This is a genomic window from Amycolatopsis sp. cmx-8-4, assembly GCF_046548675.1.
Classification (GTDB): Bacteria; Actinomycetota; Actinomycetes; order Mycobacteriales; family Pseudonocardiaceae; genus Amycolatopsis.
Genome location: NZ_JAEBDZ010000041.1, coordinates 13,202 through 28,512 on the forward strand (window position 1 = coordinate 13,202; position 15,311 = coordinate 28,512).

17 protein-coding genes are annotated in these 15,311 nt (G+C 69.9%); 11 read left to right on the forward strand and 6 right to left on the reverse strand.

The window, feature by feature from the left end:
* Positions 1 to 641 precede the first annotated feature (641 nt).
* The gene (locus ACLJQZ_RS43995; RefSeq protein WP_410627276.1) at positions 642 to 2,099 is read left to right on the forward strand and encodes an LCP family protein; all 1,458 of its coding nucleotides are present in this window, start codon (positions 642 to 644) and stop codon (positions 2,097 to 2,099) included.
* Between the two features lie 83 nt (positions 2,100 to 2,182).
* Complete coding sequence (gene phoU, locus ACLJQZ_RS44000; RefSeq protein ID WP_410627197.1) at positions 2,183 to 2,848, forward strand: phosphate signaling complex protein PhoU; 666 nt, start codon at positions 2,183 to 2,185, stop codon at positions 2,846 to 2,848.
* Between the two features lie 161 nt (positions 2,849 to 3,009).
* Here phoU and pstB read toward each other — a convergent pair whose 3' ends face one another.
* From pstB to ACLJQZ_RS44030, 6 genes are all read right to left on the reverse strand, one after another.
* Entirely contained in the window at positions 3,010 to 3,786 is a 777-nt protein-coding gene (pstB, locus tag ACLJQZ_RS44005) for a phosphate ABC transporter ATP-binding protein PstB (RefSeq protein WP_247059102.1), read from the reverse strand.
* Between the two features lie 9 nt (positions 3,787 to 3,795).
* Positions 3,796 to 4,710: a phosphate ABC transporter permease PstA gene (gene pstA / locus ACLJQZ_RS44010; RefSeq protein WP_410627199.1), complete on the reverse strand. Its 915-nt coding sequence runs from the start codon at positions 4,708 to 4,710 to the stop codon at positions 3,796 to 3,798.
* The gene (pstC, locus tag ACLJQZ_RS44015) at positions 4,707 to 5,633 is read right to left on the reverse strand and encodes a phosphate ABC transporter permease subunit PstC (RefSeq protein ID WP_410627277.1); all 927 of its coding nucleotides are present in this window, start codon (positions 5,631 to 5,633) and stop codon (positions 4,707 to 4,709) included. The genes pstA and pstC overlap by 4 nt, the downstream gene beginning before the upstream one ends.
* A 199-nt stretch (positions 5,634 to 5,832) precedes the next feature.
* Positions 5,833 to 6,963 carry a phosphate ABC transporter substrate-binding protein PstS gene (pstS, locus tag ACLJQZ_RS44020; RefSeq protein WP_410627201.1) on the reverse strand — a complete coding sequence of 377 codons (1,131 nt, stop codon included), beginning with the start codon at positions 6,961 to 6,963 and terminating at the stop codon, positions 5,833 to 5,835.
* Positions 6,964 to 7,190: 227 nt separating this feature from the next.
* A complete protein-coding gene (gene mshD / locus ACLJQZ_RS44025) occupies positions 7,191 to 8,120 on the reverse strand; it encodes a mycothiol synthase (RefSeq protein WP_410627203.1) in 930 nt (309 codons plus the stop codon).
* Between the two features lie 69 nt (positions 8,121 to 8,189).
* A complete protein-coding gene (locus ACLJQZ_RS44030; RefSeq protein ID WP_410627205.1) occupies positions 8,190 to 8,945 on the reverse strand; it encodes a winged-helix domain-containing protein in 756 nt (251 codons plus the stop codon).
* 174 nt (positions 8,946 to 9,119) lie between these two features.
* On the opposite strand from ACLJQZ_RS44030, the gene ACLJQZ_RS44035 reads away from it, so the two are divergent.
* The 9 genes from ACLJQZ_RS44035 to ACLJQZ_RS44075 all read left to right on the forward strand — a co-directional run bounded on the left by ACLJQZ_RS44035 (position 9,120) and on the right by ACLJQZ_RS44075 (position 15,309).
* Positions 9,120 to 10,019 (forward strand): DUF2993 domain-containing protein, encoded by a 900-nt coding sequence (locus ACLJQZ_RS44035; RefSeq protein WP_410627207.1) that lies wholly within the window; start codon positions 9,120 to 9,122, stop codon positions 10,017 to 10,019.
* A 9-nt stretch (positions 10,020 to 10,028) separates the two neighbouring features.
* Positions 10,029 to 10,463, forward strand: coding sequence for a TlpA family protein disulfide reductase (locus ACLJQZ_RS44040; protein ID WP_410627209.1), 435 nt, complete (start codon positions 10,029 to 10,031; stop codon positions 10,461 to 10,463).
* A gap of 144 nt (positions 10,464 to 10,607) precedes the next feature.
* The gene (locus tag ACLJQZ_RS44045) at positions 10,608 to 10,703 is read left to right on the forward strand and encodes a putative leader peptide (RefSeq protein ID WP_371827599.1); all 96 of its coding nucleotides are present in this window, start codon (positions 10,608 to 10,610) and stop codon (positions 10,701 to 10,703) included.
* A gap of 91 nt (positions 10,704 to 10,794) precedes the next feature.
* The gene (locus ACLJQZ_RS44050; RefSeq protein WP_410627211.1) at positions 10,795 to 11,226 is read left to right on the forward strand and encodes a DUF4395 domain-containing protein; all 432 of its coding nucleotides are present in this window, start codon (positions 10,795 to 10,797) and stop codon (positions 11,224 to 11,226) included.
* An 85-nt stretch (positions 11,227 to 11,311) separates the two neighbouring features.
* A complete protein-coding gene (locus ACLJQZ_RS44055) occupies positions 11,312 to 12,148 on the forward strand; it encodes a sulfurtransferase (RefSeq protein ID WP_410627213.1) in 837 nt (278 codons plus the stop codon).
* A complete protein-coding gene (locus tag ACLJQZ_RS44060; RefSeq protein ID WP_326945129.1) occupies positions 12,148 to 12,459 on the forward strand; it encodes a DUF1416 domain-containing protein in 312 nt (103 codons plus the stop codon). Before ACLJQZ_RS44055 ends, ACLJQZ_RS44060 begins: the two co-directional genes overlap by 1 nt.
* 141 nt (positions 12,460 to 12,600) lie before the next feature.
* Positions 12,601 to 13,959, forward strand: a complete 1,359-nt coding sequence (locus ACLJQZ_RS44065) for a DHA2 family efflux MFS transporter permease subunit (protein ID WP_410627215.1) — start codon at positions 12,601 to 12,603, stop codon at positions 13,957 to 13,959.
* A 127-nt stretch (positions 13,960 to 14,086) separates the two neighbouring features.
* Entirely contained in the window at positions 14,087 to 14,701 is a 615-nt protein-coding gene (locus ACLJQZ_RS44070) for an FABP family protein (RefSeq protein ID WP_326945132.1), read from the forward strand.
* An 11-nt stretch (positions 14,702 to 14,712) separates the two neighbouring features.
* Positions 14,713 to 15,309, forward strand: a complete 597-nt coding sequence (locus ACLJQZ_RS44075; protein ID WP_410627217.1) for a 5-oxoprolinase subunit B family protein — start codon at positions 14,713 to 14,715, stop codon at positions 15,307 to 15,309.
* Positions 15,310 to 15,311: the final 2 nt, after the last annotated feature.

Genomic DNA, 15,311 nt, shown 5'->3' on the forward strand with positions numbered 1-15,311 from the left:
TCCCGCCCCGGGCCGCGCAGCCGCCCCGGGCGCGTGCGCCGCGACCTGGGCAGCCCGCCGCCGACAACCCGGCACCCGCGGACGCCACGCGTCAACCGGGCCCCCCGCGGCCGCGGCAGCCCCGCCGCTCGACCGCCGCCCCGCAGCCCGAGGCCCCGCTCCAGCGCCGCCCGCCGGCCACGAACCCGGGTCAGCAGCAGACGTCGGCCGCGCAACAGCCGCCCCGCCGGCTCCGCCGCCCCGCGCCCGCTCCGGACGGCGCCGTGCCGCCGCGGCCGGACGCGCCGGCGCTCCAGCGCCCCCCGGCGCCCGACGCGTTTCCGGTGAAGCGGCCACCAACTGCCCCGCCGAAGCCCGCTGACGGCCCGGCGGCGAAGCGCGCCGCCGCGAACGAGTCGTCGGCTCCGGGACGTGTCCGCCCCGCCGGGGAGACCCCGCCCGTGCGGCGTCCGCCGGCCGACTCACCGGCGGCCAAGCGCGCCGCGGCCAAGGAATCGTCGGCTCCGGGACGCGCCCGCCCCACCGGCGACACCACCGCGCTGCGGCGCCCGCAGGCCGACGCGCCCGCGCAGCGCCCCGCCGCGGCGTCCGACACCACCGCTCTCCGGCACCCGCAGGCCGACGCGCCCGCTGTGGGCGCGGTGCCGTCGCGCGCCGAGCTCGACCCGCTGACGATGACCGACGAGATGGAAGCGATCGACGAGGCGACGCAGTACCGCCGCAAGATCGACCACACCCTCGCCCGGTTCTCGGCCGCGCACGACGAAGGAAACGCCGAAGAGGCGAAGCGGCGCGAACGCCGTGAGCGGCTCTCGCCCGCTTCGCTGATCGAAAGCACGCGCACGGCGCTTCAGCGCGTCGTCACCCCGATCGCCGACGACGAGCCCGAGCAGGACGCCGCCGAGCTGGCCGCGCAGACCCGGCTGCAGGAGAAGAAGCAGCGGAAGAACGAGCAGGCGAGCCGGTTCGGGCGGATCGCCGCCGCCGTCGTCGCGGCGCTCGTCTTCCTCGGCGTCGGCGGCGCGTGGGGCGCCCAGACCTACTTCGACGCGAAGTTCACGCAGATCTCGGCCCTCGACGAGAACTCGTCCGACATCCAGGACGCCGCGGCGCAGGCCAACGACGAGAACTTCCTCATGGTCGGGTCGGACACCCGCGACGGCGCGGCGGCCGAAGAAGGCGTCGGCACAGCGGACAGCACGCCGGGCGCGCGCTCGGACACCGTGATGGTGGCGCACATCCCGGCCGACCGGCAGCGGGTCGTCGTCACGTCGTTCCCGCGCGACCTCGAGATCGACCGGCCCGACTGCCAGCGCTGGGACCCGGCGCAGAACAAGGACACCGACGAGAAGGTCCCCGGCCAGAAGATCGCGAAGCTCAACACCGCGTACGCGGTCGGCGGGCCGCCCTGCATCACGAAGGTGATCCAGCAGATCACCGGGCTGCGGATCAACCACTTCGTCGGGATCGACTTCAACGGCTTCAAGGAGATGGTCGACGCGGTCCACGGCGTCACCGTCCACAACGAGATCCCGATCGACGACACCATCCTCGGCAAGGTGCTACTGGAGACCGGCGACGTGACGATCTCCGGTGACCAGGCGCTGAACTTCGTCCGCGCGCGGCACGTCAAGGGCGACCCGACGTCCGACTACGGCCGGATCAAGCGGCAGCAGGCGTTCATCGGGGCGCTGCTGAAGAAGGTCATGTCGTCCGACGTCGTCCTCGACCCCGGGAAGCTCAGCGACTTCATCACGGCGTTCGCGAAGGCCACCTTCGGCGACAACCTCGGCGTCAAGCAGATGATGACGCTCGCGCAGTCGATGAAGGGCCTCGACCAGTCGAAGATCTCGTTCCTCACGGTGCCGACGGTCGGGCTGCCCAACACCCGCGGCAACGAGGTCCTCGTCCGCAGCAAGGCGAAGGCGTTGTTCGACGCGCTGCGCACCAACACCGCGCTGCCCGACCCGAACGCGCCGATCCCGCAGAGCGAGCAGCCGCCGCCCAGCAGCTCGTCGAAGTCGTCGTCGTCGTCCAAGACCACTTCGAAGACGTCGAGCAGCAGCAAGAAGACGAGCAGCACGAGCAGCACGGGCTGACGCGCGAGGATCGTTAGTCCGGGTTCACGTGCGGTTCACCCGGCGATGCGGTATCGGACCACGGTTGGCCGTAGGGTTGGGCCATGCGTGAGGCTTACCATGTCGAACTCGAACAGCTCGCCGACAACCTGGCGGCCATGTCGCTCCAGGTCGCCGACGCCATGGAGCGCGCCACGCGGTCGCTCCTGGAGGTCGACCTCAGTCTCGCCGAGCAGGTGATCAGCGACGACGCGAAGGTCGACGACGCCCGCGCTCTGTGCGAGGAGCAAGCGTACGCCCTCCTCGCGCTGCAAGCGCCCGTGGCGACCGATCTGCGGACCGTGCTCGCGGCGATCCACGCCGCGGAAAGCCTGGAGCGGATGGGCGACCTGGCCCTGCACGTCGCGAAGGCGGCGCGGCGGCGGCACCCCGAACCGGTGCTGCCCGAGGCCGTGAGGCCGTACTTCGCCGAGATGGGCGAGGTCGCGGTCAAGCTGGCCCGGCAGACCGAGGTGGTCATCAAGACGAAGGACGTCGAGGCCGCGAAGTCGCTCGAGTCCGACGACGACCAGGTGGACGACATCCACCGCCACCTGTTCACCGTACTGATGGACCGCGAGTGGCCCCACGGCGTCGCCGCCGCGGTCGACGTCACCCTGCTGGGCCGTTTCTACGAACGCTACGCCGACCACGCGGTGTCGGTCGCGAAGCGGATGATCTTCGTGGTCACCGGCAAGATGCCGGGCTACGGTTCCGACGACGACATCTGAGCCTCGGTACGACGAAGGCCCCCGACTCCGATCGGGGGCCTTTTTCTTTGTGTATCACATGGTTTCGAATATCCACTTCGGACAGATACCCGGACGAAGAAGAAGGCCTTTCTCGCCGGCCCCGAGCGCGGGCGAGAAAGGCCTTCCGTGACAACGACTACTCAGCCGAAACGGCCGGAAATGTAATCTTCCGTGGCCTTCTCGTCCGGGTTGGAGAAGATCTTCTCCGTGTCGTTGAGCTCCACCAGCCGGCCCGGCTGCCCGACGCCGGCGAGGTTGAAGAACGCCGTCTGGTCGGAAACCCGCGCTGCCTGCTGCATGTTGTGCGTGACGATGACGATCGTGTAGTCCTTCTTCAGCTCGCCGATCAGGTCCTCGATCGCCAGGGTCGAGATCGGGTCCAGGGCCGAGCACGGCTCGTCCATCAGGAGCACGTCCGGCTGCACCGCGATCGCGCGGGCGATGCAGAGGCGCTGCTGCTGCCCGCCCGAGAGGCCGCCGCCCGGCTTGTTGAGGCGGTCCTTGACCTCGTTCCAGAGGTTGGCGCCGCGCAGGGCACGCTCGCCGATCTCGTCGAGCGTCTTGCGGTTCTTGGTGCCGCCCAGCTTCAGCCCGGCGACGACGTTGTCCCGGATGGACATCGTCGGGAACGGGTTGGGGCGCTGGAACACCATGCCGATCGTGCGGCGCACCTGGACCGGGTCGACGGCGGAGGCGTAGATGTTCTCGCCGTCCAGCAGGACGTCGCCCTCGACGCGGGCGCCGGGGATGACCTCGTGCATGCGGTTCAGCGTGCGCAGCACCGTCGACTTGCCACAGCCCGACGGGCCGATGAACGCGGTGACGTTACGGGGCGGCACGGACAGGGAGACACCGTCGACGGCGTGGAACTTGCCGTAGTAGATGTCCACGTCCTTGACGTCGATTCGCTTTGCCATGGCTACAGCTCACTTCTTCTTCGGGGCGACAAGGCGCGCGAACACGGTGGCGAGGAGGTTGATGATCGCGATGATGAGCACCAGCGTCAGGGCCGCGCCCCAGATCCGGTCGAAGCCGACCGAGCCGGGGTCCATCGAGTTGGTGACGCGCTCGTTGTTCATCAGCAGCGGGAGCGCCGCCTGCTCGCCGCTGAAGATGTCCCAGTTCGTGTAGGCGGAGTAGCCGACGAGGACCAGCAGCGGCGCGGTCTCGCCCATCACGCGGGCGAGCGCCATCATGATGCCGCCGATGATGCCGGACAACGCCGTCGGCAGCACGATCTTCACGATCGTCTTCCACTTCGGCACGCCCAGCGCGTAGGAGGCCTCGCGCAGATCGTCCGGGACGATCCGCAGCATCTCCTCCGACGAGCGGACGACGACCGGGATCATCAGCAGCACCAGGGCCAGCGACACGGCGAAACCGCTGCGCGGCAAGCCGAACGTGGTGATCCACAGCGCGTAGATGAACAGCGCGGCGACGATCGAGGGGACACCGGAGAGGATATCGACCATGAAAGTGGTGGCCTTCATGAGCTTGCCCCGGCCGTACTCGACGAGGTAGATCGCGACGAGCAGGCCGATCGGCACCGCGATGATCGCGCAGACGAGACCCTGCAGCAGGCTGCCGATGATGGCGTGCAGGACACCGCCGCCGACCTCGTCGGACAGGAAGTTGCCCAGGTCCTGCGACCACCAGTTGCTGTACGGGATGCGCTTGACGCCGTTCGCGACGACCGTGTACAGCACCCACACCAGCGGGACGACGGCGATCAGGAACGACAGCCAGACCAGCGTGGTCGCCAGGCCGTTCTTGACCTTGCGGGCCAGGCTGACCTGCTGGAACGCGGGAGTCGTGGCCGGGGCTTCGAGCGTGGAGGTCATGCTCGGTCTCCCTTCTTGCCGATGACGGACCGCGCCGCGAAGTTGACGAGGAACGTGAGCACGAACAGCACCAGGCCAGCCGCGATGTAGGCGCCGGCCGAGATCTCGTTGTTGAACTCGCTGTAGTTGGCGGCGATCTTCGAGGCGAACGTCGAACCGCCGTCGAAGAGGCTCCAGTCGAAGTTGCGGCCCTGCGGGATGAGAAGGATGACGGCCAGCGCGATCGTCTCGCCGAGGGCCCGGCCGAGACCGAGCATGGACGCGCCGACGTACCCGGCCTTGCCGAACGGGAGCACCGTGGTGCGGATGACTTCCCAGCGCGTGGCGCCCAGTGCCAGTGCGCCCTCGAGCTGCGGGGTCGGCGTCCGCTCGAACACCTCGCGCGAGAGCGAGGTGATGATCGGCAGGATCATCACGGCCAGCACGATGCCGGCGGTGAAGATCGTGCCGCGCACGCTCGGCGCGACGTTGCCGGGCGCCAGCAGCGGGAACCACGAGAAGGTGTCGTTGATCCACTGCGAAAACGGCTCGATCGCCGGGGCGAAGACCAGGATGCCCCAGAGGCCGAAGATGATCGACGGCACCGCGGCGAGCAGGTCGATGACGTAGGCGAACGGCCTCGCGAGCCGCTTCGGCGCGTACTGCGTCAGGAACAGGGCGATGCCCAGCGAAACCGGCATCGCGATGATCAGCGCCACGAGCGACGTCGCCACCGTGACCTCGAGGAGGTCGAGGATGCCGAACGACATGTTCGCCGGGTCGTTGGTCGACCAGCCGTGGTTGAAGAAGAAGTTGGCCTTGTCGGCCTGCAGCGCCGGGATCGCCTGGATGAGCAGGAAGATCCCGATCAGGCCGATCAGGGCGACGACGAAGATCCCGGCCCCGGTGGTCAGGTTCTGGAAGATGCGGTCACCGGGCCGCACCTTCTTCCGGTTCTCGCTCGCGGGCGGCTCGGGCACCGCCGTCGAGGTGGGTTGCTCCGAAATCGGATCCTCCGGGGGCGTGGTGGCGGACGACGAACGCCCACCGGGGTCGCCGGTGGGCGTTCGCGTCGAGGATGACTCGCTCATCAGCTACTTCTGACCAGCCTCTATCAACTCGGGTATCAGTCGCAACGCGGGGTCAGGAGATCGCCTTGACGGCGGTCAGGACCTTGGTCTGCAGCGACTGCGGGATCGGCACATAACCCTTGGCGGACAGCGGCTGCTGACCGTCGGTGGCGGCCACCGTCAGGAACGCCTTGACGGCCTTCGCGACGTCCGCGTTCGCGTACTTGGAGCAGACGATCTCGTAGGTCGTCAGCAGCAGCGGGTAGGCACCCGGGGTGTTGCTGGCGTAGATGCCGTTGAGGTCGAGCGCGAGGTCGTTCGTGCCATCCTTGAGGAACTTGGCCGCGTCGAGGGACTTCGCCACGTTCTCCGAGTTCAGCTCGACGCCGCCGGAACCGCTGTCGATCAGGGCCGGAGTCAGGCCGTCCTTGGCGAACGCGCCCTCGACGTAGGTGATGCCACCGTCGGCGGCCTTCACCGCGGTCGCGACACCGTTGGAGCCCTGCGCACCGTTGCCGACGCCGCCGTTGAACTTCTTGCCGGCACCCTTGGTCCAGTCGGCCTTCGCCGCCGCGCCCAGGTACTTCTGGAAGTTGTCGGTGGTGCCCGACTCGTCGGCTCGGGAGACGACCTGGATGGGCTTGTCCGGCAGGGTCAGGCTCTCGTTGCCCTTGACCGCCTTGATGGCCGGGTCGTTCCACTTGGTGACGGCGCCGCTGAAGATCTTGGCGGTGACCGACGGGGTCAGCGTCAGCTTGTCCACGCCGGACAGCTTGTAGGCGACCGCGATCGGGCCGACGACCATCGGGATGTTCCAGGCGTCACTGGCGCAGCGGGCCTTGGCGGCCGCCGCGTCGGCGTCCTTGATCGGGGAGTCCGAGCCGCCGAAGTCGATCTGGTTGGCGTTGAACTGCTTGACGCCGGCGCCCGAGCCACTGGGGTTGTAGTTGACCTGCTGGCCCGGGCACTTCTTGCTGAACTGCTGCGTGAAGATGTCGATCGCGTTCTTCTGCGCCGACGAACCTTCCGCGGACAGCGGGCTCTTGCCACCGCACGCCACGTCGGCCGTGCCAGTGGCAGCGGGAGCGGCAGCCGAGTTCGAGCTGCTGCTGTTCGTCGCCGCGGGGTCGGAACCACAGGCGGCGAGCACGAGCGCGGCGCTCGCCACGATGCCGACCGCGCTCAGGGGCCGCATGATCTTCACTGCATTTCCTCCATCAGGAGCATCACGGGTTCGGCAGCGGCGTGTTTCGCCGCGCCGGATCCGGACATTAGGCAGCCCTGGTGGACGGTCAGCCGTGAACAAATGAACGCAAAGTGAACAAGGCCCCGGATGTGAGCAGTGCGACTACTCCGAAAGGATGCCGTGTCCTGGCCGTGACCTGGGGGTTTGCCGACAGTGACCGACCGCTTGCACGGCGTCCGATGTGGTCACCGACCGTACTGGACGTCGGTCTCGTGACGCGTGAACCCGAGCTTGGTGTAGACCGCCAGCGCCGGGGCGTTGTCGCCCTCGACGTACAGGATCACCTGTCGCAGCCCCTGCTCCGCCAGGTACCGCAGCCCGGCCAGCGTCAGCGCCCGGCCGAGGCCGCCGCCTTGGGCGGCCGGGTCGACGCCGACGACGTACACCTCGCCGACACGCTCGCCGCCGAACCGGCCCGGCGTGGCCTCGTGCACCTTCGTCCAGTGGAAGCCGATCACGGTGCCGTCTTTCGGACCCTTTGCTGTGTCTTCTTCGATGGCGAGGAAGAAGCCGGCGGGGGCGAACCACGACCGCCGCTCGTCGGCGCGGATGTCGCCGGTGGTCATCGCACCCTGCTCGGGGTGCCAGTCGAAGGCGCGCGCGTTGACCTGGACGACGGCGTCCTCGTCCTGCTCCGGCACGAAGGTGCGCAGCGAGACGCCGTCGCGCAATACCGGCTCCGGCCAGTCCGCACCGTCGACGGTGGTGTGCAGGATCAGCAGTTCGCGCTTGCGCTCCAGCCCGGTCCGCAGCGCGAGCTGCCGGGCCGCGGGGTGGTCGCCGTGGGCCCAGACGCGGAACCCGACGGCGGCGCGCTCGTCGAGCGCCTGAAGCAGCTTCGCGCCGTACCCGCGGTTGCGGTGGGCGGGGTGCACGAGCAGCTCGGCGACCTGGTGGCCGAAGGAGTCACCTGTGGTGTCGAGGTGCGCGTAGCCGACGACGTCGCCTTCGACGCAGGCGACGAGGTGCTCACCGCCGTCGAACTCGCCCGGGAGCGCGCCGTCGGGTTCGACCTCGGGCCGCCCGTCCGCCTCGCGCACGGCCAGCAGCAGCTGCCGCACGTCCGCGAGCTGCTGCTCGTCCAGCTTCTGAAGCCATTCCCCGTCTCCGCTCACCCCTGTGACCGTACCCGGCACCGGAGCAACGCGAAGGTCGTGCGGGACGTCCTGGAGAGCGTGGGGGACCTAGTGCGCGTGCTCGGGAGTGTCGGCTGGGGCCTCGGCGGGCGCCTGCACCGGCAGGCTCGGCCGCTGCTGCGCGCCCTTGGCGGGCCGCTCGAACTTGTAGCCGACGTTGCGCACGGTGCCGATCATCTGCTCGTGTTCCGGGCCGAGCTTGGCGCGCAGCCGGCGGACGTGGACGTCGACCGTGCGGGTGCCCCCGAAGAAGTCGTAGCCCCAGACCTCCTGCAGCAGCTGGGCGCGGGTGAACACCCGGCCGGCGTGCTGCGCGAGGTACTTGAGCAGCTCGAACTCCTTGTAGGTGAGCTCCAGCGTGCGCCGCTTGAGGCGCGCGGTGTAGGTCGCCTCGTCGATGACCAGCTCGCCGACCCGCAGCTCGGCGTCGACCTGCGCGGAACCGCCGTCGCGGGTCGTGACCAGCCGCAGCCGGGCGTCGACCTCGGCCGGGCCGGCCGTCGGCAGGAGGATGTCGTCGGTGCGCCATTCGGCACTCACGGCCACCAGGCCGCCTTCGCCGACGACGGCGATGATCGGCGTGGAGGCCTCGTCCTCGCCGGTGCCCTTGAGCAGCCGGCAGAGGCTCTTCGCCGAGGCCAGATCGCTGCGCGCGTCCAGCAGGATGACGTCCCGGTGACCCGCGTCGAGCAGGGCGGTCACCTCGGGGGGACGGACGCGTACGGTGTGCGGCAGCAGGTCCAGCGCGGGCAGCACCGACGTGGCATCCGCTTCCGCAGTCAGTACCAGAAGGTCCAGGCTCATGAGCTGCACCGCCTTCTCAAGTCGTCGCCTCACGGTGGCGTTAGTCGGTGCTAAGTGAGAATAGCGGCTCAACGGCCGGGTACCTAACCCTTGCTGGATCGATCACACCTGGAGAAACCCCCGGTGCGCCCGACGAACCCCGATGATCCCCGACGAAACAGGAGTACGGACGCGATGGTGAGCAGGCCCGTGACCCGGGACGACCGACCCGCACCGAGGCCGGACGCGCGACGCCGCGGCCGCCGGGGCCGGCGCTGGGTGATCGCCCTGGTCGTGCTGGTGCTGCTGCTGGTCGGCGCCGACTTCGGGGCCGCCGCGTTCGCCGAGCACACGATCTCGCAGAAGGCGCGCGAACAGCTGCAGCTGACCGACGACCCGTCGGTGACGATCCACGGCTTCCCGTTCCTCACGCAGGCCCTGGGCGGTGACTACAGTCACATCAGCGTGTCGGCCGCCGGTGTGCCGGTCGGCGACAAGCTCCAGGACGTCGCGCTGAACGCCGAGCTCGAGGACGTCACCGCGCCGCTGTCGGACCTCACGAACGGCAACACCAAGGCGATCACCATCGGCAAGCTGACCGGGGCGGTCACCATCAAGGCCGCCGACCTGGCCCGCATCTCGCCGCTGGACAAGATCAAGGACCTGCGGATCGAGCCCGCGACCACGGACTACGTCCAGAACGGCGACTCCGGGCAGGCCGAGCCGACGCCGACGACCACCACGACCGCCGCCGACGGCCAGCCGGTCGACGAGTCGAGCACCGGCGTCCGCATTTCGGGACACCTTCAGTTCGCGGGCAAGGATCTGGAAATCTTCTGCTTCGCGATGATCGAGGCGAACGCGAAGGCGGGGACGATCACCTTCGCGCCGAAGCGGCTGCAGTTCGGGAATGACCAGGAGACGACGCTCGTTCCCCAGGCGGTGCAGAAGGCGCTCCTGCCGAACTTCAACGCGTCGATCGCGACGAAGGACCTGCCGCTGTCGGTGACGCCGACCGGCGTGCGGGTGCAGAGCGGATCGGTGACGATCAAGGGCGAGGCGTCGAACGTGTCCTTCGCGGACCTGAGCAAGTAGGAGTGGCCGGTGACGGGGCTGTGGGTGCTCGTGGCGGTACTGGTGGCCGGGACGGCCGCCGGGCTGCTGCTGCGGGCCCGCAACGGCCGGGTGCGGGAAGCGCGGGACGCCGAGCCCGTGCGTGAGCTGCCCGGCCCCGTCGCCGCCGTCCTCGACCCGGCGTCCGCCGTGACGCTGGTCCAGATCTCCACCACCTTCTGCGCGCCCTGCCGGCACGCGAAGGCCGTGCTCGCTCCCCTCGCGGAGAAGACCGACGGCCTGCACCACGTCGAGCTCGACGTCACGAACCAGCCGGAGGTCGCGCAGGCCCTGGCCGTGCTGCGGACGCCGACCACGATCGCGCTGACCCCGGACGGCCGGGAGCTGCTGCGCGTCGGCGGCGTCCCGAAGGGCCCCGAACTGCTGGAAGCGCTGCGCCCGCATCTCACTGCGCGGACGTCCTGACCCGTCGTTCGCGTTCGCACACGACGTCGTCACTTTCCCTAGGAAAGATGCGTCCAGGGGGTCGACGGGTCCCAAGGGACGGGAATCGTCCCAAGGTATGAACGTGGTTCCCACTCTGAGGGAGCACTGGGTACCCTCGCACCCGTGACCAGGCTGACCACCTTCTTGACGCAGCGACGCGCAGTAGACCTCTGCCGCGTCCGCAGCAGCCTGTGTCGCCTTCAGCCAGACCAGCGCTGAACGACGTCTTCATCGCCTCGGTCCCCAGCCAGCCTGAAAACGCTGACGCGTGCCGTTCGCACGCATCCCCTCTGCTCCAGCTGGAGGAACCATGTCCGCCGGACCGGCCGTCGACCCGCGTGGCCCGCGGTTCGCCGCCATTCTGACGACGATCGTGCTCGCGGTCGTCCTGGTCACCCAGTGGTGGCCGCTGCTGGCGATCCAGACCGTCGTCTTCGCGATCGGCGCGTTCATCGGGCTCAAGCCCGCGCCGTACTCGATCGCCTACCGCTACCTGGTGGCCCCGCGCCTCGGCCCGACGACCGAGCGGGAGGACGCGGCGCCGCTGCGGTTCGCCCAGGCCGTCGGGTTCGTGTTCGCACTCGTCGGCACCATCGGCTTCGCCGTCGGCATCACGCCCCTCGGCATCGTCGCGACGGCCTTCGCGCTCTTCGCGGCCTTCCTCAACGCGGCCTTCAACTTCTGCTTGGGCTGCGAAATGTTCCTGCTGATCAAACGCTTCAGCCCCGCCCGCGCGTCCTGAATCCATCCATGCCCCCGCCACCACCCTCAACGGAAGGCGCTTCGCGCCGCAGTGTTATCCCGATCCAGAAAGAGAGTTCATCTCCATGAGCCGTGAAGACGTCCTGGTCACCACCCAGTGGGCCGAGGAGAACCTGGACACCCCCGGCGTCGTGTTCGCCGAGGTCGACGAGGACACCACCGCCTACGACGGCGGCCACATCCGGGGCGCGGTGAAGTTCGACTGGCGCAAGGACCTGCAGGACGGGGTGCGCCGCGACTTCGTCTCCAAGGAAGGCTTCGAGAAGCTCCTGTCGGAGAAGGGCATCTCGAACGACGACCGCGTGATCCTCTACGGCGGCAACAACAACTGGTTCGCCGCCTACGCGTACTGGTACTTCAAGCTCTACGGCCACGAGAACGTCCGGCTGCTCGACGGCGGCCGCAAGAAGTGGGAGCTCGACGGCCGGGAGCTGAACTCCGACGAAGTCAAGCGCGACACCACCGACTACAAGGCCAAGGACCAGGACCTGTCCCTGCGCGCGTTCCGCGACGAGGTCGTCCAGTCCATCGGCGCGAAGAACTTCGTCGACGTCCGGTCGCCGGACGAGTTCTCCGGCAAGCTGCTCGCCCCGGCGCACCTGCCGCAGGAGCAGTCCCAGGTTCCCGGCCACATCCCGGGCGCGCTGAACGTGCCGTGGGCGAAGGTCGCCAACGAGGACGGCACCTTCAAGTCCGAGGGCGAGATCGACGAGCTCTACAAGGAGCAGGGCATCGACGCCGGCAAGGGCACCATCGCCTACTGCCGCATCGGTGAGCGCTCGTCCATCGCGTGGTTCGCGCTGCACGAGCTGCTGGGCCACCAGGACGTGAAGAACTACGACGGTTCGTGGACGGAATACGGCTCGCTGGTCGGCGTGCCGGTCGAGTTGGGAGCCAAGTGATGGCAGTCGACGACAGCTGCGGCGCACCGGTCCAGGAGGCCACGCCGGCGGACTACGACACCAAGGGCCAGGTCGTCCTGGCCGGCAAGGTGACCGGCGCGGACGGGCCCGTCGGCGGCGCGTTCGTCCGGCTGCTGGACGGCGGCGGCGACTTCACGGGCGAGGTCGTCTCCTCGGCCGACGGCGACTTCCGCTTCTACGCGGCGCCGGGCGAGTGGACCGTGCGCGCGCTGCACCGCAGCGGCAACGGCGAAGCGTCCGTCACCGCCGCCGGGCCCGGCCTGCACCAGCTGGCCATCTCGGTCGCCTGAGTTCTGCTCTGCCGTGAGGGGCACCTTCAGGGACGTGGTGTCCCTGAAGGTGCCCCTCACGGCTTTCGGCGGCAGCCAGGACGCGGTGGACCGCATCCGGCGAGTTGACCTCGACCCGGGTCGAGGTCGCAACCTGTTCAGGTGACCCTCACCGCTCCTGTGACGCGCCGGACCGGCCTGCTCACCGCCGTCTTCCTGGGCAGTTTCATGGCCCTGCTCGACGTCAGCGTCGTGAGCGTCGCGCTGCCGACCATGCAGCGGACGCTGGGCACCAGCTTCAGCGGCCTGCAGTGGATCATCGACGGCTACACCGTCGCCCTCACTGCCGTGATCCTCTCCGGCGGCACGCTCGGCGACCGCTACGGCCGCAAGCTCGTCTACCTGTGCGGGCTGACGCTGTTCACGATCGCGTCGGCGGGTTGCGCGCTGGCGCCGACGCTCGAAGTGCTGGTCGTCGCCCGGATCATCCAGGGCTTCGCCGCCTCCGCCGTGATCCCGGGCTCGGTCGCACTGCTCGCGCACGCGTTCCCGGAGCCGGCCGCGCGGGCGCGGGTGATGGGCCTGTGGAGCACGGTCGCGGGCTGCGCGCTGGTGCTCGGCCCGCTGATCGGCGGCCCGCTGACGGACGCCTTCGGCTGGCCGTCGATCTTCCTGATCAACGTGCCGATCGGGCTCGTCGCGGTCGTGCTGGGCCGCCGCGGGATCGGCGAGTCCCGCGACCCGGCGCACGGCGCGCTCGACCTGACCGGGCAGGTGCTCGGCGCCCTGTGGATCGGCCTGCTGACGTACGCCGTGATCGAAGCCGGACGGCTGGGGCTGAGCACGTCCGTGCTGGTCACCGGGGTTCTCGGGCTCGCCGCGCTGACGGCGTTCATCGTGGTCGAGCTGCGTGTGGCGCACCCGATGCTACCGGTGCGGCTGTTCGCCCGGACCCGGTTCTCGGTGGCCATCTTCGCCGCGTGGAGCCTCGGGTTCGCGGCTTATCCGGCGGTCTTCCTGATCGGCGTCTACCTGCAGCAGGCCCGCGGCGCGACGGCGACCGAGGCGGGCGCCCAGATGCTGCCGTACGTGCTGGCGAACGTCGCCGCGGCCTTCACCGCCGGCCGGCTTTCGGCGCGCTACGGCGCGGAACGGCTGCTGCCGATCAGCTACTTCGTCGCGGCCGTCGGCTCCTTCGCGTTCCTGGTACTGGACGCGCAGAGCCCGTACTGGCTGGTGGCGCTCGCGTTCGCGCTGGCCGGCGCCGGGGTCGGGCTGTCGGTGACGCCGTCGACCATCGTCGGGCTGGCCGGGCTGCCGGGACACCGCAGCGGGATCGCGTCGGCGACGGTCAACGCCGCCCGCCAGACCGGCACCGCGCTCGGCGTCGCCGCGCTGGGCGCCCTGCTGGCCCGCGGTTCGACGCTGCCGACCGGCCTGCACGCGGCGATGGGCGTGGCCGGCGTGGTGCTGCTCGCGGTGACCGTGCTCACCGCGGTGACCCTGCGCCGGGCCGGGTGAGCGACGGCGGACTATCCTGCTGGGCGTGGAAGCACTGTTTACGACCTTGCTGGTGCTCGCCGGCGTCGCGATCACCTGGTTCGCCGTGTACGTCGTCTACCGGCTTTACGCGGACCAGCGCTGACCCATGACCGACAGCGGCGACGACGCCATTGCAGCAGCGGAAATGCGCGCGGCGAGCACCCGCGCGCGCAACCTCCCGTTGTGGGACGACCTGCCCATCCCCAACGACACGGCCAACCTGCGCGAGGGGCCGGACCTCAACGAGGCCTGCCTCGCGCTGCTGCCGATGGTCGGTGTCTGGCGCGGTGAGGGCGAGGTCGACTACCCGACCATCGAAGGCCCCCGCAAGTTCGCGCAGCAGCTGACGATCGCGCACGACGGCCGGCCGTTCCTGATCCACGAGTCGCGGTCCTGGCTGCTCGACGACGAGGGCAACGTCATCCGCCCCGCCGCGCGCGAGACCGGGTTCTGGCGGCCGCAGGCGGACGACACGCTCGAGCTGCTGCTCACGCACAACACCGGGCTCGTCGAGCTGTACTACGGCAAGCCGCGCAACCAGACGTCCTGGGAGCTGGGCACCGACGCGGTGATCCGCACGGCCAGCGCGAAGGAAGTCAAGGCCGCCCAGCGGCTGTACGGCCTGATCGAGGGCTCCCTCGGCTACGTCGAGGAGCGCGCGATGATGGGCCAGGAGCTGCAGCCGCACACCTCGGCCCTGCTGCACCGCGTGGTCGGCTGACGGCACCCGGCATGCGCTGGCGGCGGTGTGGCGAGGACGCCGCCCTGCTGGACTGCGACTCGCTCGACCAGATGCGGGCCGCACACGCGACCGTGCTCGCCGCGCGCCCGGACGGCGTCGTCGACCTCGTTCCCGGCGCTCGCAGCCTGCTGGTCGTCGGCGCGGTCGCCGCGGTACGCGCGTTGCTGGACGGCGCCGACCTCACGCATCCGCCCGACGGCAACCCGCGCGAAGTGACCCTCGACGTCCACTACGACGGCGAGGACCTCGCGCTGGTCGCCCAGGACGCGGGGTGCTCCGCCGACGCCGTGGCCGAGCTGCACACCGGCGCCGCCTACACGGTCGCGTTCACCGGCTTCGCGCCCGGTTTCGGCTACCTGACCGGACTTCCCTCGCCGTTGCGGCAGCCGCGGCTGGATTCCCCGCGCACCCGCGTCCCGGCCGGGTCGGTGGGGCTGGCGGGCGAGTTCACCGGCGTCTACCCCCGCGAGTCCCCGGGCGGCTGGCGGCTGCTCGGGCACACGACCACGCCGCTGTTCGACGCCCACGCCGACCCGCCCGCTCTGCTCGCACCAGGCGATCGCGTGCGGTTCCGGAGCGTCCGGTGAGA